Source organism: Agrococcus sp. UYP33 (assembly GCF_054060915.1).
Genome location: NZ_JBSSDR010000002.1, coordinates 723891 through 745791 on the forward strand (window position 1 = coordinate 723891; position 21901 = coordinate 745791).

General features: G+C 72.7%; 28 protein-coding genes and 2 tRNA genes. 12 read left to right on the plus strand and 18 right to left on the minus strand.

Annotation, left to right across the window (positions count from 1 at the left end):
* The first annotated feature begins 49 nt into the window (after nucleotides 1–49).
* The 3 genes from ACVWW9_RS13775 to ACVWW9_RS13785 are packed head-to-tail and all read left to right on the plus strand — an operon-like array spanning nucleotide 50 to nucleotide 2243.
* Nucleotides 50–745 (plus strand): SOS response-associated peptidase, encoded by a 696-nt coding sequence (locus tag ACVWW9_RS13775; RefSeq protein ID WP_456515949.1) that lies wholly within the window; start codon nucleotides 50–52, stop codon nucleotides 743–745.
* A 35-nt stretch (nucleotides 746–780) separates the two neighbouring features.
* Nucleotides 781–1818, plus strand: coding sequence for an App1 family protein (locus ACVWW9_RS13780; protein ID WP_354260305.1), 1038 nt, complete (start codon nucleotides 781–783; stop codon nucleotides 1816–1818).
* A gap of 17 nt (nucleotides 1819–1835) precedes the next feature.
* Nucleotides 1836–2243, plus strand: coding sequence for an NUDIX domain-containing protein (locus ACVWW9_RS13785; protein ID WP_456515950.1), 408 nt, complete (start codon nucleotides 1836–1838; stop codon nucleotides 2241–2243).
* Nucleotides 2244–2306: 63 nt separating this feature from the next.
* On the opposite strand, the gene ACVWW9_RS13790 is transcribed toward ACVWW9_RS13785, so the two are convergent.
* Entirely contained in the window at nucleotides 2307–3353 is a 1047-nt protein-coding gene (locus ACVWW9_RS13790) for an NAD(P)-dependent alcohol dehydrogenase (RefSeq protein WP_456515951.1), read from the minus strand.
* Nucleotides 3354–3533: 180 nt separating this feature from the next.
* Here ACVWW9_RS13790 and ACVWW9_RS13795 point away from each other — a divergent pair, with 180 nt between their 5' ends.
* Nucleotides 3534–4001, plus strand: a complete 468-nt coding sequence (locus tag ACVWW9_RS13795) for a VOC family protein (protein ID WP_456515952.1) — start codon at nucleotides 3534–3536, stop codon at nucleotides 3999–4001.
* Nucleotides 4002–4024: 23 nt separating this feature from the next.
* On the opposite strand, the gene ACVWW9_RS13800 is transcribed toward ACVWW9_RS13795, so the two are convergent.
* A complete protein-coding gene (locus ACVWW9_RS13800; protein ID WP_456515953.1) occupies nucleotides 4025–4639 on the minus strand; it encodes a hypothetical protein in 615 nt (204 codons plus the stop codon).
* A gap of 52 nt (nucleotides 4640–4691) precedes the next feature.
* Between ACVWW9_RS13800 and ACVWW9_RS13805 the strand changes: the two genes are divergently transcribed.
* Together ACVWW9_RS13805 and ACVWW9_RS13810 are read left to right on the plus strand one after the other, a co-directional pair.
* Nucleotides 4692–5570 carry an acyl-CoA thioesterase gene (locus ACVWW9_RS13805; RefSeq protein ID WP_456515954.1) on the plus strand — a complete coding sequence of 293 codons (879 nt, stop codon included), beginning with the start codon at nucleotides 4692–4694 and terminating at the stop codon, nucleotides 5568–5570.
* Entirely contained in the window at nucleotides 5567–6139 is a 573-nt protein-coding gene (locus ACVWW9_RS13810) for a GNAT family N-acetyltransferase (RefSeq protein ID WP_456515955.1), read from the plus strand. The genes ACVWW9_RS13805 and ACVWW9_RS13810 overlap by 4 nt, the downstream gene beginning before the upstream one ends.
* Before the next feature lie 72 nt (nucleotides 6140–6211).
* Here ACVWW9_RS13810 and ACVWW9_RS13815 read toward each other — a convergent pair whose 3' ends face one another.
* The 6 genes from ACVWW9_RS13815 to msrA all read right to left on the minus strand — a co-directional run bounded on the left by ACVWW9_RS13815 (nucleotide 6212) and on the right by msrA (nucleotide 11571).
* On the minus strand, nucleotides 6212–7738 hold the full coding sequence (locus tag ACVWW9_RS13815; protein WP_456515956.1) for a CoA-acylating methylmalonate-semialdehyde dehydrogenase: 1527 nt from the start codon (nucleotides 7736–7738) through the stop codon (nucleotides 6212–6214).
* Nucleotides 7739–7790: 52 nt separating this feature from the next.
* Nucleotides 7791–8246, minus strand: coding sequence for an acyl-CoA thioesterase (locus ACVWW9_RS13820; protein ID WP_123698142.1), 456 nt, complete (start codon nucleotides 8244–8246; stop codon nucleotides 7791–7793).
* Entirely contained in the window at nucleotides 8246–9928 is a 1683-nt protein-coding gene (ettA, locus tag ACVWW9_RS13825) for an energy-dependent translational throttle protein EttA (protein ID WP_456515957.1), read from the minus strand. Before ettA ends, ACVWW9_RS13820 begins: the two co-directional genes overlap by 1 nt.
* Before the next feature lie 4 nt (nucleotides 9929–9932).
* The gene (locus ACVWW9_RS13830) at nucleotides 9933–10391 is read right to left on the minus strand and encodes a DUF6993 domain-containing protein (protein ID WP_456515958.1); all 459 of its coding nucleotides are present in this window, start codon (nucleotides 10389–10391) and stop codon (nucleotides 9933–9935) included.
* A gap of 79 nt (nucleotides 10392–10470) precedes the next feature.
* Nucleotides 10471–10965 (minus strand): single-stranded DNA-binding protein, encoded by a 495-nt coding sequence (locus ACVWW9_RS13835; RefSeq protein ID WP_456515959.1) that lies wholly within the window; start codon nucleotides 10963–10965, stop codon nucleotides 10471–10473.
* 81 nt (nucleotides 10966–11046) lie between these two features.
* A complete protein-coding gene (msrA, locus tag ACVWW9_RS13840) occupies nucleotides 11047–11571 on the minus strand; it encodes a peptide-methionine (S)-S-oxide reductase MsrA (protein ID WP_456515960.1) in 525 nt (174 codons plus the stop codon).
* Nucleotides 11572–11640: 69 nt separating this feature from the next.
* On the opposite strand from msrA, the gene ACVWW9_RS13845 reads away from it, so the two are divergent.
* Nucleotides 11641–11892: a hypothetical protein gene (locus ACVWW9_RS13845; RefSeq protein ID WP_354260281.1), complete on the plus strand. Its 252-nt coding sequence runs from the start codon at nucleotides 11641–11643 to the stop codon at nucleotides 11890–11892.
* 59 nt (nucleotides 11893–11951) lie between these two features.
* Here the strand turns inward: ACVWW9_RS13845 and ACVWW9_RS13850 are convergent, their stop codons facing one another.
* The 3 genes from ACVWW9_RS13850 to ACVWW9_RS13860 form a co-directional block, all read right to left on the minus strand.
* Nucleotides 11952–12512, minus strand: coding sequence for a YceI family protein (locus ACVWW9_RS13850; protein ID WP_123698148.1), 561 nt, complete (start codon nucleotides 12510–12512; stop codon nucleotides 11952–11954).
* Between the two features lie 113 nt (nucleotides 12513–12625).
* A complete protein-coding gene (locus tag ACVWW9_RS13855; protein ID WP_456515961.1) occupies nucleotides 12626–13309 on the minus strand; it encodes a DedA family protein in 684 nt (227 codons plus the stop codon).
* 1 nt (nucleotide 13310) lies between these two features.
* Nucleotides 13311–13383, minus strand: a tRNA-Arg gene (locus tag ACVWW9_RS13860).
* Nucleotides 13384–13439: 56 nt separating this feature from the next.
* Between ACVWW9_RS13860 and ACVWW9_RS13865 the strand changes: the two genes are divergently transcribed.
* The 4 genes from ACVWW9_RS13865 to ACVWW9_RS13880 all read left to right on the plus strand — a co-directional run bounded on the left by ACVWW9_RS13865 (nucleotide 13440) and on the right by ACVWW9_RS13880 (nucleotide 15437).
* Nucleotides 13440–13961 carry a pyridoxamine 5'-phosphate oxidase family protein gene (locus ACVWW9_RS13865; RefSeq protein ID WP_456515962.1) on the plus strand — a complete coding sequence of 174 codons (522 nt, stop codon included), beginning with the start codon at nucleotides 13440–13442 and terminating at the stop codon, nucleotides 13959–13961.
* Between the two features lie 33 nt (nucleotides 13962–13994).
* A complete protein-coding gene (locus ACVWW9_RS13870) occupies nucleotides 13995–14654 on the plus strand; it encodes an HAD family hydrolase (RefSeq protein ID WP_456515963.1) in 660 nt (219 codons plus the stop codon).
* A gap of 9 nt (nucleotides 14655–14663) precedes the next feature.
* On the plus strand, nucleotides 14664–15287 hold the full coding sequence (gene orn, locus ACVWW9_RS13875) for an oligoribonuclease (protein WP_281273321.1): 624 nt from the start codon (nucleotides 14664–14666) through the stop codon (nucleotides 15285–15287).
* Between the two features lie 77 nt (nucleotides 15288–15364).
* Nucleotides 15365–15437: transfer RNA gene (locus ACVWW9_RS13880), tRNA-His, on the plus strand.
* A gap of 32 nt (nucleotides 15438–15469) precedes the next feature.
* Here the strand turns inward: ACVWW9_RS13880 and ACVWW9_RS13885 are convergent.
* Both ACVWW9_RS13885 and ACVWW9_RS13890 read right to left on the minus strand, forming a co-directional pair.
* Nucleotides 15470–15748, minus strand: a complete 279-nt coding sequence (locus ACVWW9_RS13885) for a DUF3253 domain-containing protein (RefSeq protein WP_456515964.1) — start codon at nucleotides 15746–15748, stop codon at nucleotides 15470–15472.
* A gap of 43 nt (nucleotides 15749–15791) precedes the next feature.
* Entirely contained in the window at nucleotides 15792–16628 is an 837-nt protein-coding gene (locus ACVWW9_RS13890) for a siderophore-interacting protein (protein ID WP_456515965.1), read from the minus strand.
* Between the two features lie 92 nt (nucleotides 16629–16720).
* Between ACVWW9_RS13890 and ACVWW9_RS13895 the strand changes: the two genes are divergently transcribed.
* The gene (locus ACVWW9_RS13895; RefSeq protein ID WP_456515966.1) at nucleotides 16721–17065 is read left to right on the plus strand and encodes a metallopeptidase family protein; all 345 of its coding nucleotides are present in this window, start codon (nucleotides 16721–16723) and stop codon (nucleotides 17063–17065) included.
* Nucleotides 17066–17420: 355 nt separating this feature from the next.
* Here the strand turns inward: ACVWW9_RS13895 and ACVWW9_RS13900 are convergent, their stop codons facing one another.
* From ACVWW9_RS13900 to ACVWW9_RS13920, 5 genes are all read right to left on the minus strand, one after another.
* The gene (locus ACVWW9_RS13900) at nucleotides 17421–18491 is read right to left on the minus strand and encodes an NAD(P)-dependent alcohol dehydrogenase (RefSeq protein ID WP_456515967.1); all 1071 of its coding nucleotides are present in this window, start codon (nucleotides 18489–18491) and stop codon (nucleotides 17421–17423) included.
* Between the two features lie 79 nt (nucleotides 18492–18570).
* On the minus strand, nucleotides 18571–19050 hold the full coding sequence (locus ACVWW9_RS13905; protein ID WP_456515968.1) for an ATP-binding protein: 480 nt from the start codon (nucleotides 19048–19050) through the stop codon (nucleotides 18571–18573).
* Nucleotides 19047–19811: an energy-coupling factor transporter transmembrane component T family protein gene (locus ACVWW9_RS13910; RefSeq protein ID WP_456515969.1), complete on the minus strand. Its 765-nt coding sequence runs from the start codon at nucleotides 19809–19811 to the stop codon at nucleotides 19047–19049. Before ACVWW9_RS13910 ends, ACVWW9_RS13905 begins: the two co-directional genes overlap by 4 nt.
* The gene (locus tag ACVWW9_RS13915) at nucleotides 19808–21286 is read right to left on the minus strand and encodes an ABC transporter ATP-binding protein (RefSeq protein WP_456515970.1); all 1479 of its coding nucleotides are present in this window, start codon (nucleotides 21284–21286) and stop codon (nucleotides 19808–19810) included. The genes ACVWW9_RS13910 and ACVWW9_RS13915 overlap by 4 nt, the downstream gene beginning before the upstream one ends.
* Nucleotides 21283–21894: an ECF transporter S component gene (locus ACVWW9_RS13920; protein ID WP_456515971.1), complete on the minus strand. Its 612-nt coding sequence runs from the start codon at nucleotides 21892–21894 to the stop codon at nucleotides 21283–21285. The genes ACVWW9_RS13915 and ACVWW9_RS13920 overlap by 4 nt, the downstream gene beginning before the upstream one ends.
* Between the last annotated feature and the right edge of the window lie 7 nt (nucleotides 21895–21901).

Below are 21901 nucleotides of genomic sequence, written 5' to 3' on the forward strand. Positions count from 1 at the left end.
GCGCACATCCTCTCGCACCGGGGGACGTCAAGGTGAGACCATTTCACCCATGTGCGGACGGTATGTGATGGCCACCCCGACGAGCGACCTCGTCGCGCTCTTCGAGATCGACGAGGTCGGTCCCGACCAGCCGGAGGCGAACTGGAACATCCCGCCGACCACCACGGTGCCGATCGTCGTCGAGCCCGCGCCGCGCGACGACTCGCCGCCCATCCGCCGCCTCGAGGCGGCGCGCTGGGGGCTCGTGCCCGCCTGGGCGGACGACATCTCGGTCGGGGTGCGCGCCTTCAACGCCCGCAGCGAGTCGGCCGCCGAGAAGCCGATGTTCCGCGACGCGGTGCGCGAGCGGCGCGCGCTCGTGCCCGCCGACGGCTGGTTCGAGTGGCACCGCGAGGGCGACGCGAAGACGCCGCACTACGTGCACGGCGACGCGCCGATCTCGTTCGCAGGCCTCTACGCGTGGTGGAAGCAGCCGGACGGCACCTGGCTGCTGTCGACGAGCATCCTCACCACCGCCGCCGCCGGCGACCTCGCCGCGATCCACGAGCGGATGCCGCTCGTCGTCTCGCCCGAGATGCGCGACGCGTGGCTCGACCCCACCGAGGACGGCGAGGCCGCGCTCGAGGCCGTCATCGCCGAGGCGCCCTCCGTCGTCGCCGACCTGTCCTCGCACGTCGTCGACAACCGGGTCGTGAACGTGCGCGAGCAGGGTCCCGATCTCATCGCGGCAAGCACCACCGGGTAGGGTCGGGAATCGTTCACGGCGCTCGGAGGTCACGCATGGATGAGCTCGATCCGCTCGCCCGCATCCCGGAGCCGATCAAGCACACCGCCGCCCGCATCGAGGACTGGTTCCACGAGCAGCGCGAGGCGCGGGCGCTGCGCTCGGGCAGGCTGCCCGTGATCGTCTCGTACCCGGGCTACGGCGGCGACGGCTGGGTGCGCGTGCTCGCGCGCGTGCTGCTCGTCGAGCCGGGCGGCGAGCAACGCGCCCAGTACGAGAACGTGCGCGGCTGGCGATCCTTCACGTCGCTGACGCTCAACGACGTCGACGTCACCATCTCGGCCGGCGACGACCGGCACGTCGTCACCGCCGATCGCGGCGGCGTCGTGGACGCGATCGTGCCGATCCGCCTCGAGCCCGGCTGGCGCGAGGTGACGGTCTCCGTCGCCGGCTCGCTGCCCGTCGTCGCGCCCGTGCTCGTCGTCGACCCCGCGACGCGCTTCGGCGTGGTGAGCGACATCGACGACACCGTCATGGTCACGTCGCTCCCCCGGCCGCTGCTCGCCGCCTGGAACGCGTTCGTGCTCGACGAGCACGGCCGCACCCCGGTGCCGGGCATGGCGGTGCTCTACGAGCGCATCAAGCAGCAGCACCCGGGCAGCCCCTTCGTCTACCTCTCGACCGGCGCCTGGAACGCGGCGCCCGCGCTCACCCGCTTCCTCTCGCGCAACCTGTACCCGGCCGGCAGCATGCTGCTGACCGACTGGGGCCCCACGCACGACCGCTTCTTCCGCTCCGGCAAGGAGCACAAGCGCTCGCAGCTGCAGCGGCTCGCGCGCGAGTTCCCCGACATCCAGTGGCTGCTCGTCGGCGACGACGGCCAGCACGACGAGGAGCTCTACGGCGAGTTCGCGAACGCGCACCCCACCTCGGTGCGCGCCGTCGCGATCCGGGAGCTGTCGACGCAGGAGGCGGTGCTCGCCGGTGGCCGCAAGCACGCCGAGACGCGCTCGATGCACCCGTGGGTGTGGTCGCCGAACGGCGGAGGGCTCGTGAAGGAGCTCGCGTCGCTCCCCGAGCTGCAGGTGCTGTGACGGCCGATCCGGCCGGCATGCGCTCGATCGCCATCGCGGTCGTCCGCCGCGCCGACGGCGCGCTGCTCGTGACGAGCGCCACCGAGCCCGGCACCGGCCGCACGCTCGTGCGACCGCCCGGCGGCGGCATCGACCCGGGTGAGACCGCGGCGGACGCGGTCGTGCGCGAGCTGCGCGAGGAGCTCGGCGTCGAGGCCGCGCGCCCGCGCCCGCTGGGCGAGCTCGAGCACCGGATCGTGTTCGCCGGCCGCGCGCTGCACGAGCGCGTCGCGATCCTGGCGGTCGACCTGCCGGCGGATGCGACGCTCCCGCCCACGACGGACGCCGGGCATCCGGTGTGGTGGCTCGAGCGGGACCGCTTCGACGACCCCGCGCTCGAGGTCGTGCCCCACGGGCTGCTCGACCTGCTCGACGCGGAGGGCTAGCCGAGACCGATGGCCGGCGGCATCGCCGCCGGCCATCGGTGATCAGGCATCAGGCATCCGCCGTCAGGCCAAGGTCTTCGCGTCGATGACGAAGCGGTAGCGCACGTCGGAGGCGAGCACGCGCTCGTAGGCGTCGTTGATCTGCTCGGCAGCGATCAGCTCGGTCTCGGGCAGGATGCCGTGCTCGGCGCAGAAGTCGAGCATCTCCTGCGTCTCGGCGATGCCGCCGATGGCCGAGCCCGCCCAGCTGCGGCCGGCCATGATCAGCTGGAACACCGGGACCTCGAGCGGCTCCGCCGGGGCGCCGACGTTCACGAGCGTCCCCTTGATGGCGAGCAGCCCCAGGTAGGCACCCATGTCGATCTTCGCGGAGACGGTGTTGATGATGAGGTCGAACGTGCCGGCGAGCTCGTCGAACGTCGCCGCGTCCTTCGTCGCGTAGTGCGCCGTCGCGCCGTAGCGGAGCGAGTCCTCCCGCTTGGAGGTCGTCTGCGACAGCACGGTCACCTCGGCGCCGAGCGCGACGGCGATCTTGACGGCCATGTGGCCGAGCCCGCCCATGCCGACGACGGCGACCTTCGTGCCGGGTCCGGCGTTCCAGCGGCGCAGGGGCGAGTAGGTGGTGATGCCGGCGCAGAGCAGCGGCGCGACCTTCTCGATGTCGAGCGACTCGGGCACGCGGAGCACGAAGCCCTCGTCGACCACGACGGCCTGGGCGTAGCCGCCCTGCGTGATGGTGCCGTCGGCGGGGTCGACGCCGTTGTACGTCTGGATGTTGCCCTCGAGGCAGTACTGCTCCTGGCCCGCGAGGCACTGCTCGCACTTGCCGCAGGAGTTCACCATGCAACCGACGCCGACGCGGTCGCCGACGCGGTGCTTCGTGACCTCGGACCCGACGTCCGTCACGTGGCCGACGATCTCGTGACCCACGACCTGCGGGTAGGTGATCGGTCCCCAGTCGCCGCGGACGGTGTGGATGTCGGAGTGGCAGATGCCCGCGTAGGCGATCTCGATCAGCACGTCCTTCGGGCCGAGGTCGCGGCGCTGGATCGTGGTCTTGACGAGCGGCTCGGTGGCCGATGGTGCGGCGTATGCGTTGACGGTCAGCATCGTGCTCCTTCTCCCGGGCATGGGTGAGCCCGGGTGTGCGATGTCGATGGATGGCGCGCGTCGGCGCGCCTCGTCGAGTCTCGCGTGGTCGCCCGCTCGCCGGGAGGCCCTGTCGGTGCCCCTCAGCGGCTCCGCGAGCCGGTCCTTCCGCTCGCGCGGCCGACGTGCGAGCGTGGGCGCATGGCGGTGCAGCGGATGGATCACGTGGGCGTGATCGTCGAGGACCTCGCGGGCGCACGAGGCTTCTTCGAGGAGATCGGACTCCGCGTGGTCGGCGAGGCGCGGGTCGACGAGCCGTGGGCGGGGCGCGTGACGGGGCTGCCCGGCCAGCGGGTCGAGCTCGTGATGCTCGAGACGCCCGACGGGCACGCCCGGCTCGAGGTCAGCCGGTTCCTCGACCCCGTCGACGAGGACGGGCCGCAGCCGGCGCAGTCGAACCGGCTCGGCATCCGGCACCTCGCCTTCGTGGTGACCGACCTCCGCGGCATGCTCGAGCGGCTCGCCCGGCTCGGCTTCGAAACGATCGGCACGGTCGAGGACTACCGGGGCATCTACCTGCTCTGCTACGTGCGCGGACCGGAGGAGATCCTCGTCGAGCTCGCCGAGGAGATCGGCGATCCATCAGCCATGCTCGACCCCGCCGCGTAGCCGCATCGGCTGGCCAGGGGCTGCTAGCGGGCGAGCACCTCGCCGGCGCGGCCGGAGGCGCGCGTCCAGCCGCCCGCCGTGGTCACGCGCACGGGCGCGTCGCCGAGGAACCGCATCGCCACGAGCGCGGCCGCCTGCCCGGCGGTGAGCCCGCTCGGATCGACCGCGCGCGCCCACACCGCCCGCTCGGCGCGGCGACGCACCGCCTCGCCGGGCGATCGGGGCAGCGCTGCCTCGACGTCGGCGGCAGCCTGCGTGGCGAACGCGCGCACCGCCTCGGCGGTCACGTCACCGCCGTGCGCCCAGCCGCCCTGCGGCGGCGACACGGCCGCCCACGCGGGTCGTCCGATCGCGTCCGGCACCTCGACGTCGGCGCCCTCGCGCAGCGCGTCGCGCAGCGCGGCGAGCGGGACGACGCCGTCGAAACGCGCCGCAGCGCGCATGCGCGAGGCGCGCGCGACGAGCACCGTCGGGCCGGTGTCGAGCAGCCCGCTCGCGGCGGCCATCGGCGTGGTGAGCAGCGCGACCTCGCCGTCGGCGACGAGCCGGACGGAGCCATCGCCGAACACCGCTGCGCGGTCGAGCAGCAGGACGAGGTCGGCGCGGGAGCGGTCGTCGAGGGCGAGGATGGCGTGCATGCGCTCCCTAGACTAGAGCGGCCCCGCACCGGGCACCGTCGAGAGGACCCGCATGACCGAGCGCATCCGCATCCTGCTGGAGACCCTCGCGCTGGAGGACACCGGTGCGCGCACGAGCGAGGACATCTTCACCGGTGCGAGCCACCCGATGCCGTTCGGTCGCGTCTTCGGCGGCCAGGTGATGGCGCAGGCGGTCGTCGCGGCGCAGCGCACGGTCGACTCGCCGCGGCCCATCCACTCCGTGCACGGCTACTTCGTGCGGCCCGGCGACGTCGAGCTGCCGATCACGTTCTCGGTCGAGCGCATCCACGACGGCCGGTCGTTCTCGACGCGCCGCGTGCAGGCCTACCAGCACGGGCTGCCGATCATGTCGATGATCTCCTCCTTCCAGGACCCCGATGACGGCCCCAGCTCGCAGCACACCATCCCGACCGGGCTGCCCGCGCCGGAGGAGCTGCCGAGCTCGGAGGACCTGCTCGCGCCCTACGCCGGCCACCCGCAGGCGCGCGCCGTGGTCGCGCGGCCGTTCGACATCCGCCACGTCGAGGGACCGGTCTACGTGCCCGACCCCTCGCGCCCGCGCCACGGCAAGCAGCACGTCTGGATCAAGGCGAAGGATCCGCTGCCCGACGACGACGCGCTCCACCGCGCCGCGCTCGCCTACCTGTCGGACTACGCGATCCTCGAGCCGATCGTGCGCATGCACGGCGCCGCCTGGGCGACCCCGGGCCTCAAGGCGGCGAGCCTCGACCACGCCGTCTGGTGGCACCGGCCGGCGCGCGTCGACGAGTGGCTGCTGCTCGAGCTCAAGACCAGCTCGTCAGGCGGCGGCCGCGGACTCGCGAACGGCTTCGTCTACAGCGCCGACGGCACGCACGTCGCGACGATCGCCCAGGAGGGCATGGTGCGCGTGCCCCAGGACGCACGATGAGGGTCGACCCGATCGCGCCGGCCGACGCGATGCGCGCGCTGCGGGGCGCGCTGCCGCTCCGGACGGAGCGGCTCGTGCTGCGCACGCTGCGCCCCGACGACATCGACGTCGTGCGCGGCTACCGCAACGCGCCCGGCCAGCGCCGCTGGACCTACACGCCGGACCAGACCGAGGCGGAGCTCATGGCCTGGACGGCCGGCGGCGCCCCGGTGGTGCTGCGCGACGGCGACGCGACGCAGCTCGGCATCGAGCTGGACGGCGTGCTCGTGGGCGACCTCATGGTGCGCATCACGAGCCTGCGGAGCCGGCAGGCGGAGCTCGGCTGGATGGTCGCCGCCGAGGCGCAGGGCAAGGGCGTCGCGACCGAGGCCGCGCGCGCCGCGCTCCAGCTCGCGTGGGCGATGGGCGCGTACCGGGTGATCGCGCACCTCGACGAGGAGAACGCCGCGTCGCGGCGCGTGGCCGAGCGGCTCGGCATGGTCGTCGAGGCACGCCACGTCGAGGACGAGGTCAACCCAGCGACCGGCGAGCTCGGCACCTCGCTCATCCTGGCCATCCGCCGCCCCTGATCTCAACGTCGCCAGTGGTCGCGCATCCCGCATGGCGGGTCGTGCGACCACCGGCGACGTCGAGGAGGCGGGTCAGTTGGAGGGGAAGCCCAGGTTCAGGCCGCCGTGGCTCGGGTCGAGCCAGCGGCTCGTGATGACCTTCTCGCGCGTGTAGAAGTCGTAGGCATGCTTGCCGTAGGCCTTGCCCTGCCCGAAGATCGACTGCTTCCAGCCGCCGAACGAGTGGTAGCCCACCGGCACCGGGATCGGCACGTTGATGCCGACCATGCCGACCTGCACCTCGTTCTGGAAGCGCCGGGCGGCGCCGCCATCGTTCGTGAAGATGGCCGTGCCGTTGCCGTACGGGTTGTCGTTGATGAGCGCGAGGCCCTCCTCGTAGGAGGCGACCCGCACGATCGAGAGCACCGGGCCGAAGATCTCCTCGCGGTACGCCGAGGAGGTGGTCGGCACCCGGTCGATGAGCGTCGGCTTGATCCAGAAGCCGTTCGGGTCGCCGTCGACCTCGGGGTCGCGCCCGTCGACGACGAGCTCCGCGCCGTCGTCGGCCGCGGTCTGGATGTAGCCGGCCACCTTGTCGCGGTGCGCGCCCGTGATGAGCGGTCCCATGTCGTTGTCGCGCGTGCCGTCGCCGGTGCGGATGCCGCCCATCTTCTCGGCGATCTTCGCGGCGAGCTCGTCGGCGATCGCGTCGACCGCGACGACGACGGAGATCGCCATGCAGCGCTCCCCCGCCGAGCCGAAGCCCGCGCTGACGGCGGCGTCCGCGGTCACGTCGAGGTCGGCGTCGGGCAGCACGAGCATGTGGTTCTTCGCACCGCCGAGGGCCTGCACGCGCTTGCCGTGCTTCGAGCCCGTCTCGTAGACGTACTGCGCGATCGGCGTCGAGCCGACGAACGAGATGGCCTGGACGTCCGGATGCGTGAGCAGCGTGTCGACGGCCTCCTTGTCGCCGTGCACGACGGTGAGCACGCCGTCCGGCAGCCCCGCCTCCTGGTAGAGCTCGGCGATGAAGATCGACGCCGACGGGTCCTTCTCGCTCGGCTTGAGCACCACGACGTTGCCGGAGGCGAGCGCGATGGGCGCGAACCACAGCGGCACCATCGCGGGGAAGTTGAAGGGGCTGATGATGCCGACGACGCCGAGCGGCTGCCGCAGCGAGTAGACGTCGACGCCGGTCGACGCGTTCTCGGAGTACTCGCCCTTCGTCAGCAGCGGGAAGGCGGTCGCGAGCTCGACGACCTCGATCGCACGCGCGATCTCGCCGAGCGCGTCGGCGTGCACCTTGCCGTGCTCGCGGGTGATGATCTGCGCGAGCTCGTCCTTGCGGCTGACGATCAGCTCGCGGAAGCGGAACATGATCGCCTGCCGCTTCGCGATCGACAGGTCGCGCCAGGCCGGGTAGGCGGCCTTCGCCGTCGCGATCGCCTCGGCCACCTCGTCGGCGCTCGCGAGCGCCACCTCGCTCACGGCGGTGCCGAGCGCCGGGTTGAAGACCGGCGCGGTGCGGCTCGAGCCCTCCTGGCGGCGGCCCGCGATCCAGTGCGGGATCGACGTGGGGGCGGCGGGCGCGTTCGCGGTGTCGACGGCGGTGTCGGTCATGGTGGCAGCTCCTCGGCGTGGTGGCATCGTTGCGCCGCCAGCCTAGCGAGGCTCAGCCGCGCCGGAAGTCGACCGGAGGCCCGAGGTACGGCTCCCAGGCCGCGCGCTCCGCATCCGTGAGCCGCCGCGGCGCGCCCGTCGACGCGTCCAGCATCACGACGATCGTCGCGGCGCGCGCGTAGAGCTCGGTGCGGTCGGGCGAGAGCACCTCGTAGCAGACCTGCATGCTCGCGCCGCCGAGGTGGCCCACCCACGTGTCGACGAGGATCGGCTCCCGGTGGTGCGGGATCTGCCCGAGGTACTCCGCCTCCTGGCGGGCGATGACGGTGATGCTCGTCGCGCCCGGACCGGCGTCGATGATCGCCGTCGTCGGCGAGCCCTCGGGCCCTCCCGCCCAGAACGCCGAGACCCGCGCCTCTTCGAGGAGCGTCAGCAGCGACGCGTTGTTGACGTGCCCGTACGCGTCCAGGTCCGACCAGCGCACCTGCACCGGCACCTCGAGGCGCATCAGTCCCTCGTGAGCTTCCGGTACGCGGAGCGGTGCGGCTTGGCCGCGTCGGGGCCGAGGCGCTCGATCTTGTTCTGCTCGTACGCCTCGAAGTTGCCCTCGAACCAGTACCACTGCGCCGGGTCCTCGTCGGTGCCCTCGTAGGCGAGGATGTGCGTCGCGATGCGGTCGAGGAACCACCGGTCGTGCGTGATGACCACGGCGCAGCCGGGGAACTCGAGCAGCGCGTTCTCGAGGCTGCCGAGCGTCTCGATGTCGAGGTCGTTGGTCGGCTCGTCGAGCAGCAGCAGGTTGCCGCCCTCCTTGAGCGTGAGCGCCAGGTTCAGGCGGTTGCGCTCACCACCGGAGAGGATGCCGGCGCGCTTCTGCTGGTCGGGACCCTTGAAGCCGAACTGGCTGACGTAGGCGCGCGACGGGATCTCGACGTTGCCGACCTGGATGTAGTCGAGCCCGTCGGAGACGACCTCCCACAGGTTCTTGTTCGGGTCGAGGTTCGAGCGGCTCTGGTCGACGTAGCTGAGCTTGACGGTCTCGCCGATCTTGAGCGCGCCGTCGTCGAGCGGCTCGAGGCCGACGATCGTCTTGAAGAGCGTCGTCTTGCCGACGCCGTTCGGGCCGATGACGCCGACGATGCCGTTGCGCGGCAGCGAGAACGACAGGCCGTCGATGAGCTTGCGGTCGCCGAAGCCCTTCTCGAGGCCGTTCGCCTCGAGCACGATCGATCCCAGGCGCGGGCCGGGCGGGATCGTGATCTCCTCGAAGTCGAGCTTCCTGGTGCGCTCGGCCTCCGCTGCCATCTCCTCGTAGCGGGCGAGGCGGGCCTTCGACTTCGCCTGCCGGCCCTTCGCGTTGGAGCGGACCCACTCGAGCTCGTCCGAGAGGCGCTTCGCGAGCTTCTGGTCCTTCTTGCCCTGCACCTGGAGGCGCTCGGCCTTCTTCTCGAGGTAGGTCGAGTAGTTGCCCTCGTAGGGGTAGAGGCGACCGCGGTCGACCTCGCAGATCCAGCCGGCCACGTGGTCGAGGAAGTACCGGTCGTGGGTGACGGCCATGACGGCGCCGGGGTACTTCGCGAGGTGCTGCTCGAGCCAGAGCACGCTCTCTGCGTCGAGGTGGTTCGTCGGCTCGTCGAGGAGCAGCAGGTCAGGCTTCTCGAGCAGCAGCTTGCACAGCGCGACGCGGCGGCGCTCGCCACCGGAGAGGGTCGTGACGGGCCAGTCGCCCGGCGGGCAGCGGAGCGCGTCCATCGCCTGCTCGAGCTGGGAGTCGAGGTCCCACGCGTCGGCGGCGTCGATCTGCTCCTGCAGCTGCCCCATCTCGGTCATGAGCGCGTCGAAGTCGGCATCCGGATCGGCCATCTCGGCCGAGATCTCGTTGAAGCGCGTGAGCTTCGCCGTCAGGTGGCCGAACGCCTCCTGGACGTTCTCGAGCACCGTCTTCGTCTCGTCGAGCTCGGGCTCCTGCATGAGGATGCCGACGGAGTACCCGGGGGTCAGCTTCGCCTCGCCGTTCGACGGCGTGTCGAGGCCGGCGATGATCTTGAGGATCGTCGACTTGCCCGCGCCGTTGGGTCCCACGACGCCGATCTTGGCGCCCGGGATCACCGCCGTCGTGACGTCGTCGAGGATCACCTTGTCGCCCACAGTCTTGCGGGCGCGCACCATCGAGAAGATGTATTCGGCCATGCGCTCAGTCTACGGTGACGATCTCCCCGACCAGGCACCGGCCGCCGCCGAGCGCAGCCGCCCGCACGGCCCTCGGCTCGCCGGCGCCCACCTCGCCGACGATGCAGCCCGCGTCAGTGCGCACGGCGATCTGCAGGAAGGTCACCGGCGCGCCGAGCGAGTCGACCTCGCGGGTGCGCTCGATCGCCGATCGCGGGAAGCCGGCGGACTCGACAGCGGCGACGAGCGCGTCGGGATCCGTGGGGGCGTGCCCGGCGATCGCGGCACGGAAGGCGTCGAGCTCGGCGTCGGGCGCTGCGTCTGCCGCGCCGCCACCCACCGCACCCGGCGTCTCGACCGCACCCTCGCTCGCGACGGGCGGCTCGGTGATGCCGGTCGAGGTGCAGCCGGCGAGCACGGCGGCTGCGAGCGCGACCGCGACCGCGACCGCGACGATCTGGTGCCGATGCCGATGCCGATGCACGCACCCTCCTCCGCCGCTGCCGGACCGTGCAAGCCTACGGCGGCGGCGCTCTGCGCCTCGAGGCGTCGGGCCAGGCGTGTCAGAAGGGCGTGTCGGGCTCCGCGAGCGGCGCGGTCCACGCCTCCTGCGCCGTCAGCGCCATCGCGGGCTCGCGCTCCGGCTCCCGGTCCGGCTCGGCCGCCGCGACCGGCTGGGGCTCGGGCGCGCGCGCCGGGTCCTGCTCACGCGGCCTGCGGTCCTTCGCGACCGCACCGGCGCGGAGCGTGTGGCCGATGTGGTCGGCGCGGATCTTCACGCTCGTGCCGCGCCGCTCCCCCGACTCCCACTGCTCGACCTTGAGCTTGCCGAGCACCACGACGAGGTCGCCTTTCCGCAGCGAGGTGGCGACGTGCTGTGCGAAGTCGCCCCAGGCCTCGACCGAGTACCAGTTGGGAGGACCGTCGACCCAGGTCTCACCCTCCTTGCGCCTCGGCTTGCTGCTGAGGCGGAACTCGGCGACGCGGTCGCCGTGCACGGACTTCAGCATCGGGTCGCCGCCCAGGCGCCCGACGACGGTGATGACGTCTTCGTTCATGCCACGGAGCATGCATCCGCGACGCACGGCGGCGTGCGACGGACCGCGCGACCTGTGGAGAGCGTCCGTCCTCGGGGACCGTCAGACGCGCAGGTAGTCGGCGAAGCCGGCGCGGATCTTGTTCACCTTGGGGGCGGCGACGGCGAGGCAGTAGCCCTGCGTCGGGTTCTTGGCGAAGAAGTCCTGGTGGTAGTCCTCGGCCTCGTAGAACTCGCCGAGCGGCTCGAGCGTCGTGACGATCTCGCCCGGCCACCAGTCGCTCGCGCGGGCGATCGCGGTCTCGAAGCGCTCCCGCTCGGCGTCGTCGCGGTAGAACATCGCCGACCGGTACTGGGTGCCGATGTCGTTGCCCTGCCGGTTGAGCTGGCGCGGGTCGTGCATGGTGAAGAACATGTCGAGCACCACCTCGGTGGGCAGCCGCTCCTCGTCGTAGACGACCTTGACGGCCTCCGCGTGCCCGGTGCTGCCGGTGCACACCGCTTCGTAGCTCGGGTGGGCGACGTCGCCGCCCGTGTAGCCGGACACGACATCCTCGACGCCCTCGACGACGCGATACGCGGCGTCCAGGCACCAGAAGCAACCACCGGCGAGCACGATCTCCTGCATGGGTCGAGCCTAGCCCGCGCCCGTGTGGGTGGCCCGTCGTAGCGTCGGAGACGAGGGAGAGGAGGGGCCATGGCCATCATGTCCAGCACCCAGCGGCGCACGGCGCCCCAGGCGAGCCACGTCGCCACCCGCCGCGTGCGCGACGACCTCTGGCGCGTCGTCAGCGCATCCGGCCTCGCGCTCGGCTACATCGCGCGCGTCGACGGCCCGACCGGGCCTGCCTTCGAGGCGCGCCGCCTGCTGCCCGGCGGCACGGCGATGGTGCCGATCGGCGGCGGGTGGTCGCTCGCCGACGCGCTCGCGTGCTTCACCGGGCCCTAGCCCGCGAACGCGACAGCGGGGCCGAGGCTCGCGCCCCGGCCCCGCTGCTGGGGATCGGCTCAGGCCGCGACGGGCGCCTGCTGGATCGCCGAGATCTCGATCTCGATGTCGATGTCGTCGGAGAGCATGACGCCGCCCGACTCGATGGCGACGTTCCAGGTGATGCCGAAGTCGCTGCGCTTGATGCGCGTGCGGGCAGAGGCGCCGGCGCGGGTGTTGCCCCACGTGTCCGGGCCGATGCCACCGAACTCGACGAGCAGCGAGACCGGCTTGGTCACGCCGCGGAGCTGCAGGTCGCCGTCGATGTAGAGGTCGTCGCCCTCGACGCGCGCACCGGTGGACGTGAACGTCCACTCGGGGTGCTCCTCGGTCGCGAAGAAGTCGCCCGAGCGCAGGTGCGTGTCGCGGTCCGCGTTCTTCGTGTTGATGGTCGACGGGTCGACGGTCGCCGTGATCGACGACGCCTCGGGCTGCTCGGCCAGGACGATCGTGCCCTCGAGGCCCTCGATCTCGCCGCGGACCTTGGCCACCATCATGTGGCGGACCGAGAAGGTCACGTTCGAGTGCGAGCCGTCGATGACGTAGGTGCCGGGCTGGTAGCCGGGGATGTTCTGCAGCATGGGTGCCTCTCTGTCAGGGGGAGTCGTTCAGAATCGAACGAGCGGTCCGAGAGGAGGGAACTGCCCCCGTCGCCGATCCATTCCCGATCCGTCGGAGAGATCCCGGCGACGCCTCACTCGCCGTGGAAGAGGTGCTTCCCCTCGCGGCGGTTGAGGAGCATGCGGCGCGTCACCCACCAGGCGATCACCACGACCACCGCGGCGATCACGAGCCACTGCAGCCAGTCCATGTAGGGCTCGATGACGTGCCAGTTCTGCCCCAGCGTGAACCCGAGCATGATGAAGATCGTGTTCCAGATGGCGGAGCCGACCGCGGTGAGGCCGAGGAACAGCAGCACGGGCATCCGCTCGATCCCCGCCGGGATCGAGATCAGGCTGCGGAAGATGGGCAGGAACCTGCCGAAGAGCACGGTCTTCCACCCGTGCTTGGCGAACCACGCGGTGGTCTTGTCGATGTCGCTCGCCCGCACGAGCGGCATCTTCGCTGCGATGCGCGACAGCCGCTCGTGGCCCAGGATGCGGCCGAGCGCGTAGAGCAGCAGGGCGCCGACGACGGAGCCGGCCGTCGTCCAGATGATCGCCTCGGCGAGCGTGAAGCCACCGGCAGAGGCGGTGAGCCCGGCGAGCGGGAGGATGACCTCGCTCGGGATCGGCGGGAAGAGGTTCTCGGCGGCGATGGCGATCGCCGCTCCCGGCGCGCCGACCGCCTCCATGAGCCCGACGGCCCAGCCAGCGACACCGGTGAGCTCGGAGGTGTCGGGAACGGACTGGGCGAGGAGCGTGACGATCGATGCCATGTGCCCCCGGCAGGAGTCGAACCTGCGACCAAGAGATTAGAAGGCTCCTGCTCTATCCGCTGAGCTACGGGGGCGGTGCGCTCGATCCTACGAGGCGCCGCTGTGGGCGGCCCACGCTAGCGTCCGGCGCATGGACGCTCCCCTGCCCGTGCTGCCTGCTCCGCGCCGCGATCGCGCTCGACTCCCCGAGGGGTACGGCCTCCCCGCCGACGACGACGGCCTGCTCGACTGGGCCGACGTCGAGGCGCGCCTCGTCGCGGCGAAGCACTACTGGATCTCGTCGGTACGACCGGACGGCCGGCCCCACAGCATCCCCCGCTGGGGCGTCTGGGTCGACGGCCGCTGGTGGTACGACGGCGCACCGACCACGCAGCACTCCCGGAACGCCCAGCGCAATCCTGCGGTCACGCTCACGCTCGAGAGCGGCACCCAGGTCGTGATCGTCGAGGGCACCTCGGTCGCCACCCGGGCGGAGGCCGACGGCCTGGGCGAGCGCCTCTCGGCGGCGTTCGGCAAGTACGCCGACGACGGCTACGCACCCGCGCCCGACGCCTGGTCGGGCGACGACGGCGGCGGGCTGCGCGTCGTCACGCCCGAGCGGGTGCTCGCCTGGTTCTCGTTCCCGAAGGACGTGACGCGCTTCCGCTGGTGAGCGCCCGCAGCGCCGGCATGCCAGGCTGATGCCATGGCCGGTGCTCTGCTGTTCGACATGGACGGGACCCTCATCGACTCGGAGCCCATGTGGCACGAGCAGATGCGCGTCTTCGCCCGCCACCACGGCATCGAGTGGACCGCCGACGACGCGCACTGGACGACCGGCAGGCCGATGGTCGAGTGGGCGGAGCGGATGCGCGAGCGCGGCGTGACGATGGACGCCCCGTCGATCATCGCGACGGTCGCGGGCGCCGTCGCGGCGCTCGTGCGCGACGACGTGCCGTGGCTGCCCGGCAGCCTCGCCCTGCTGGAGCGCGTCGCCGAGGCCGGCATCCCAGCGGCGCTCATCACGAACGCGTCTGCGGAGAACGCCCGCGCGATGCTCGAAGCCGCGCCGGAGGGAGCGCTGCGCTTCGCGATCTCCGCCGATGACGTGTCGCGCTCGAAGCCGGACCCCGAGCCGTACGCCCGGGCGATCGAGCGGCTCGGCGCCGACGCGGCCGCATCCATCGCCTTCGAGGACTCGGGCAGCGGTGCGCGCGCCGCGACCGCGGCAGGCGCCCGGCTGTGGTTCCTCACGACGCAGCTCACCGCATCCCCCGTGCCCGCCGAGCGCACGATCGGCACGCTCGCCGACGTCGATGCCGACGAGCTCTTCGCCGCGCTCGGCGGCGCGGTCCCCGCGACGTAGACTCTGCCCGTGGCTGCTGCTGATCGGATCGTCTGGATCGACTGCGAGATGACGGGGCTCGACCCGTCGGTCGACGAGCTCGTCGAGATCGCCGTCGTCGTCACCGACTTCGAGCTCGAGGTGCTCGACCCGGGGCTGCAGATCGTCATCAAGCCCTCCGACGCCGCGCTCGCGCAGATGGGCGACTTCGTGCGGACGATGCACGCGACGAGCGGCCTCGACCAGGAGCTCGCGCACGGCGTCTCGCTCGCCGAGGCCGAGCTCGAGGTGCTCGAGTACGTGCAGCGCTTCGTGCCGGTCGAGCGATCGGCGCCGCTCGGCGGCAACACGATCGGCACCGATCGGATGTTCATCGCGCGCTACATGCCGACCCTCGACGGCTTCCTGCACTACCGCTCGATCGACGTGTCGAGCATCAAGGAGCTGTCGCGCCGCTGGTTCCCTCGCGCCTACTTCCAGGCGCCCGAGAAGGCCGGCGGGCACCGCGCGCTCGCCGACATCCTCGAGTCGATCCGCGAGCTGCGCTACTACCGCCGCGCGGTCTTCACGGATGCGCCCGGTCGTCCGAGCGACGAGCTGCAAGGCATCGCCCGCGAGGTGACCGAGGGATTCGGCGAGCTGCTGCCCGAGTGATCGGCGCCCGATCGCCCGATGCGGCGATCGGGCTCAGGATGTCGTATGCTGTCCTGGTTGCGTTTCGAGCGCACATGGTGGGTATAGCTCAGCTGGTAGAGCGCCGCCTTGTGGTGGCGGATGTCGCGGGTTCAAGTCCCGTTACTCACCCAGAGAGGCCCGGAGGTTCGTCCTCCGGGCCTTCACTCGTCTTCGGGCGCCTGCTCTTCGACGATGCGTCGGATGCGGATGGGCCCGCGAGCGAGCTCCGGATCGACCGGATCCCCGCGCTGCGTGATGACGACCTCGCCGCGGTCGACCAGCCGTGCGGCCGCCGCTCGCGCGTCGTCCATGCGCGGCCGCCACGCTTCCGGATCGTCGCCCGCCACGCGCCGTGCCGCGTCGCTCGGGCAGATGGTGGCGCCCGGCCGTCGCGTCGCGAGCAGCTCGAGGATCGCCGTCTCCATCGCGTCGTCGGTCATGCCGCCATCCTGGCGCGGCGCGCGCCGCAGCGCATCCGTGCCGTCATGCCGGCGGCAGCACGACGCCGATCGGCTCGCGCTTCTCGGCCTGGAAGCGGTCCTCCGTGCGGCCGAGCGCCCAGTAGCCCGAGAGCGACACCTGCGACCGCTCGAGGCCGCGCTGCGTGAAGAGCTGCTCGCGCATCGCCTTCATCGACTCCCGCTCGCCGTGCGCGAAGACCTGCACGCGGCCCTCCGGCCACGCGAGCGCGCCGACGGTGTCGGCGAGCAGCCCGATGGTCGCCTCGCTCGGCTCGCCGCGGTGCAGCCAGTGCAGGTCGACGCCGTCCGGGTGCCGGAGCGGGATCTGCTCCGAGGCGTCCCGCACCTCGAGCACCGCGATGCCGCGCGCGTTGTCGGGCAGCGCCTCGACCGCACGCGCGATCGCCGGGAGCGCCGACTCGTCGCCGGCGAAGAGGTGCCAGTCGGCGGCGGGGTCGGGCGCGAAGGCGCCACCCGGACCTCCGAAGACGACCCGCTCCCCCGGCTGCACCCGCGCCGCCCAGGGGCCGGCGATGCCGGCGTCGCCGTGCACGACGAAGTCGAGCGCGATCGCGTCGGAGGCGACGGCCCGCACCGAGTAGGTGCGCGTGACCGGCAGGTCGTCGGGCGCGAGCGTCTCGCGCAACGCGGCGAGGTCGTAGGGCGGCTCGAGGCCGAGCTCGGGCTTCACGAAGTGGAGCTTCACGTAGGCATCGGTGAAGTCGTTCGGCACGAAGGTGCCGAAGCCCGGTCCGCCGATCCACACCCGCACGAGGCTCGGCGCGATCCGCTCCGTGCGGAGGACCTCCATGATGTGCTGCGGGCGGTTGGGGCGGGGCGCGCGACCGGGGATGCTCATGGTGCTCTCGACGGTAGCAGCGGGGCTCATGCGGGGGCCGTCCCGCGAGCCGCCGCTAGGCTCACGATGATCGTGCAGAGACCGGAGGACGCATGCTGGACCTCGACCAGGGTGCGTTCGAGGCGCTCGTCACCGAGGTGCTCGACGCGCTGCCCGACGAGATGGTCGATGGCCTCGACAACGTCGTGTTCCTCGTCGAGGACGAGCACCCGGACGAGGACCTGCTCGGCATCTACGAGGGCGTCGCGATCACCGAGCGCGGGCAGTACGGCTTCGGCGAGCTGCCCGACCGCATCATGGTCTACCGGCTGCCGCACCTCGAGACCACCGAGACGCTCGAGGAGCTGCGCGCAGAGGTGCGCACGACGCTCGTGCACGAGATCGCGCACTTCTACGGGCTCGACGACGAGCAGCTGCACGAGCTGGGCTGGGCGTAGCGGCGTCAGCGGGCCACCCGCTCGTCGAGGAGCAGGCGAAGGCCGCGCCCCTTTGCTCGTCGATCAGCAGCCGGAGGCCGCTCCCCGCCGCTCGTCGAGTAGCAGCCGAAGGCCGCGTATCGAGACGACCCACCTGATCTCGATACGCGGCCGGCTCCGCCGGCTGCTACTCGATCAGCGGGGTGGGGCGGCCGCTGATCGATCAGCGAGAGAGGGCGGCCGCCGGGCTGCGCCCCACCTTGCTCGTCGAGTAGCAGCCGAAGGCCGCGTATCGAGACGACAGGAGTTGATCTCGATACGCGGCCGGCTCCGCCGGCTGCTACTCGATCAGCGGGGTGGGGCGGCCGCTGCTCGATCAGCGTGGGGAGGCGGGGGCGGCGTCGGCGAAGGTCGCCGTGTCGATGACGAAGCGGAAGCGCACGTCGCCGTCGACCACCCGGTCGTAGGCCGCATCCACATCGTCGACGCCGATGCGCTCGATGACCGCGCCGATCCCGTGCTCGGCGCAGAAGTCGAGCATCTCCTGCGTCTGCCGGATCCCGCCGATGTTCGAGCCGGCGAGCACCTTGCCGCCGCCGATCAGCGAGCCGAGCGACAGCTGCTGCGGCTCGGGCGGCAGCCCGACGTTGACCATCGCGCCGTGGGGCTTGAGCGTCGAGAGGTACATGCCGAGGTCGAGGTCCGCGCTCACCGTGTTGAGGATCACGTCGAACTCGCCCCGGTGCGCCTCCACCCATCCCTCCTCACCGGTGGCGACGGTGCGCGCGGCGCCCAGCTCCGCCGCGAGGTCGGCCTTCGAGAGCGAGCGCGAGAGCACGGTCACCTCCGCGCCCTTCGCGGCAGCGAGCTGCACGCCCATGTGGCCGAGGCCGCCGAGCCCGACGACCGCGACCTTCGTGCCAGGGCCCACGCCCCACCGGTCGATCGGCGAGTAGAGCGTGATGCCCGCGCACAGCAGCGGTGCCGCGACGTCGAGCTCGATCCCCTCGGGGATGCCGAGCACGAAGCGCTCATCGACGACGACGTGCTCGCTGTAGCCGCCCTGCGTGACGGTGCCGTCGCGGTCGACGGATGCGTAGGTGCCGACGGTGCCGTTCAGGCAGTCCTGCTCCTGGTCGGCGACGCACTGCTCGCACTCGCCGCACGAGTCGACCATGCAGCCGACGCCCACGCGGTCGCCGACGGCGTGGCGCGTGACGGCCTCGCCGACCGCCTCGACGACGCCCGCGATCTCGTGGCCGACCGTGAGCGGGAACGGCGCGGCACCCCACTCGTCGCGGATCGTGTGGATGTCGCTGTGGCAGATGCCGGCGGCCTTGATGGAGATGACCACGTCGTTGGGACGAGGGTCGCGCCGCTCGATCTCGGCGATCCGGAACGGCTGGTCGGGTGCGGTCTTCTGCAGGGCTCGGGTGCGGACGGGCATGGCGCCTCCTCGTCGTGGGGCATCGTGCGACGCCGGCCGCAAGCCTACGACCGGGCAGCGGCGAGCTCGCCGGGTGCCGCTACGTCGCGCGCACCTCGTCGGCGAGCGACGCCGGGTCGTTCGCCGCGACGTGCGCGTCCTCCTGCTCGCGCCACAGCAGCCACCAGGAGTCGTCGCCGTCGCGGGCGAGCGCGCGGCTGCGCCGCACCTCCTCCGGCGCCTCAAGCCAGATGGCGCGGGCGGCGTGCTCGCGGCTCTCGAGCGTCAGCGAGCCGCAGCCCTCGACGATGAGCGGCTCCCCGGGCGACGCGCTGTCCTCCGCACCCCAGTCGCCGATCTCCCAGTCCCAGCGTCGCCAGACCGCGCGGCGACCGGCGGCGAGCGGCGCGAGGATGCCGCGCTCGAGCAGGCGGGAGCCGGTCGCGAGACCGTGCCAGCCGGCGTAGAGGTCGTCCATGTGCAGCACGCGCGCTCCCGACGCCTCGGCGAGCCGCGCGGCGAGCGCGGTCTTGCCCGCGCCCGAGCGGCCGTCGACGATCGTGATCGGCGTGCGCGTCACCACGAGGCTCCCTCCCAGACGGGTCGGAACGATCCTGCCGCGATCGAGACGCCGATCGCGAGCGCCGCGACGGCGATCGCGAGGATCAGCAGCACGGCGTCGGCGCGACCGACCGTCGACGGCCGCGCCCACGTGCGCGTCGGCCCGCCGAACCCGCGCGCCTCCATCGCGGTCGCGAGCGTCCCGCCGCGGCGGAGCGCGACGACGAGCAGGGCGAACGCCGCCTGCAGCGCCCGCCGGACGGCGCCCGTGTCGCCGAGCCCCCGCGCGCGCCGCGCGAGCGCGATATGCCGCCAGTCCTCGCCCAGCACGCCGAACAGGCGAGCGCCGGCGAGCGCCGCGAGCACGAAGCGGTGCGGCAGCCGCGCGACCTGCGCGAGGCCGTCCGCGAGCCGCGTCGGGTCGAGCCCGACGAGCGCGACGAGCGTCGGCACGCCGAGCGCCAGCACGCGCAGCCCGATCGCGAGCGCGAGCTCGATCGATCCGTCGCTGATCGTGGCGAGCCACACCTGCGCGTGGATGCGCCCGGCCGGCTCGGCGTAGAGCAGCATGCTCACGGCCGAGAGGGGCGCAGCGACGAGCAGCGGCCACGAGCGGCGCAGCACCGTGCGGGCGCCGATGCCCACGGCAACGAAGACGACGAGCCAGGCGCCGAGCGCCACCGCCGCGGTCACGACGTCGATCGTCATGAGCATGGGGATGGAGTACAGCACGGCGGCCGCGAGCGGCGTCACCGGGTTGACGCGGTCGAGCGCGCTCATGCCGCGGCCTCGTCGGCCGCCTGCGTGCCGAGCCGCAGCACGCGGTCGCCGAGCACCCGCTCGACGTCGGCGTCATGCGTCACCGCGACGACGGCGCAGCCGCGATCGTCGACGAGCGAGGCGATGAGCCGCACGAGCTCCTGCCAGGTGCGGCGGTCCTGCCCGAACGTGGGCTCGTCGAGCACCATGACGCGCGGCGCCGGCGCGAGCACGGTCGCGACCGAGAGCCGCCGCTGCTCGCCGCCGGAGAGCGTGAAGGGGTTGGCGTCGGCGAGCGCGTCGAGCCGCAGCGCGGCGAGCAGCCCGCCGACGCGCGCCTCGATCTCGGCGGGCGGCAGCCGCAGCGCGCGGAGCCCCGCCGCGACCTCGTCGCGCACGCGAGCGGCGACGAACTGGTGCTCGGGTTGCTGGAACACCGTGCCGATGCGGGTCGCGAGCTGCTTGGGCCGCCACCGGATCGGCGCCTCGGCGGCGACGTCGCCGCGCAGCGCCGGCGTGGCCCGCACCGCACCGGCGACGGGCGGCAGCAGCCCCGCGAGCGTGAGGGCGAGCGTCGACTTGCCCGCGCCGTTCGGGCCGGTGACGACGAGCGCCTGCCCCGCCGGGATCTCGAGGTCGACCGCCGCGTGCACGGGCGCGCCGGCGCGGCCGGAGCGCACGGCGTCGGCGACGAGCAGCGCGTCGCCCGGCGACCGGCGGCCGCGCGGCACCTCGACCGGCAGCCCGGGCACCCAGACGCCGTGCCCTGCGAGCTCGTCCCGGTGGGCGTCGAGCACCAGCTCGGGCGAGCCGTCGGCGGCTGCTCCCCCGCCCGGCTCGAGCACGATGACGCGGTCGACGACCGGGAGCCACGTCTCGACCCGGTGCTCGACGACGACGAGCGTCGCGCCCGTCTCGGCGGTCACGCGGGCGACCGCGTCCCGCACCTCCGCGACCCCTGCGGGGTCGAGGTTGGCGGTCGGCTCGTCGAGCAGGATGAGCCCGGGCCGCATCGCGATGACCCCGGCAAGGGCGAGCCGCTGCCGCTGCCCGCCGGAGAGCGCCGCGGTCGAGCGGTCGAGCTGCACGTCGAGCCCGACGGCGTCGAGCGCGGCCCCGACCCGCCGCCAGATCTCGTCGCGCGGCACCGCGAGGTTCTCGCAGCCGAACGCCACGTCGTCGCCGACGCGCGACATGATCGTGTTCGCCTGCGGATCCTGCAGGACGAGCCCGGCGGTGCCGCGGTCGTGCGCGCCCCGCCGGGTCGACGGATGCACGCCGTCGACCGAGAGCTCGCCGGTCTCGTCGCCCTCGTCCTCGCCGCCGAGCACGCCGGCGAGGGCCGCGAGCAGCGTCGACTTGCCCGCCCCGGACGGCCCGAGCAGCAGCACGCGCTCGCCCGGCTCGACGTCGAGGTCGAGCCCGGCGACGGCGGGCGCCGACCGGCTCGCGTGCCGCCAGCCCCACCCGCGCGCGCGGATGCGGGAGCCGGTCACCGGGAGCGCGACCGACCCGAGGCGAAGCGGTCGAGCACGCCGGTCGCGGCGAGCGCGCGGGTGAGCAGCCAGCCGACGAGGCCGGCGAGCAGGGCGCCGGAGACGACGAGGCAGCCGAGGTAGATGCCGAGGAACTCGGCGCCCTTCGCGAGGTTGCCGGAGGTGAAGAGCTCGAGCGTCCAGGCGGCGACGGCGGCGCCGACGCCGGCCAGCATCGCGACCGGGAGGCCGAAGCGGCGGTAGGCGAAGAGCAGGAAGATCAGCTCGGCGCCCAGCCCCTGCGCGATCCCGGAGTACACGGTCTCGATCGACCACTGCGAGCCGAGCAGCATGGAGACGCTGGCGGCGAGCAGCTCGACGAAGAGCGCGGCGCCGGGCTTGCGGATGATGAGCCCGCCGAGCACGCCGCCGATGAGCCAGATGCCGGCCGCGAGGCCGCCGAAGCCGGGGGTGAGCGCGTCCATCGCGCTGAACCAGACGTAGCCGATGCCGTTCCAGACGACGAACAGCAGGCCGGTCGCGACGCCGAGCACCGCGGCGACGACGATGTCGACGACGCGCCAGCGGCTGGAGCGGGTGCGCGTTGGCGCGGGTGCGGTGGTGGTCATTGCAGTG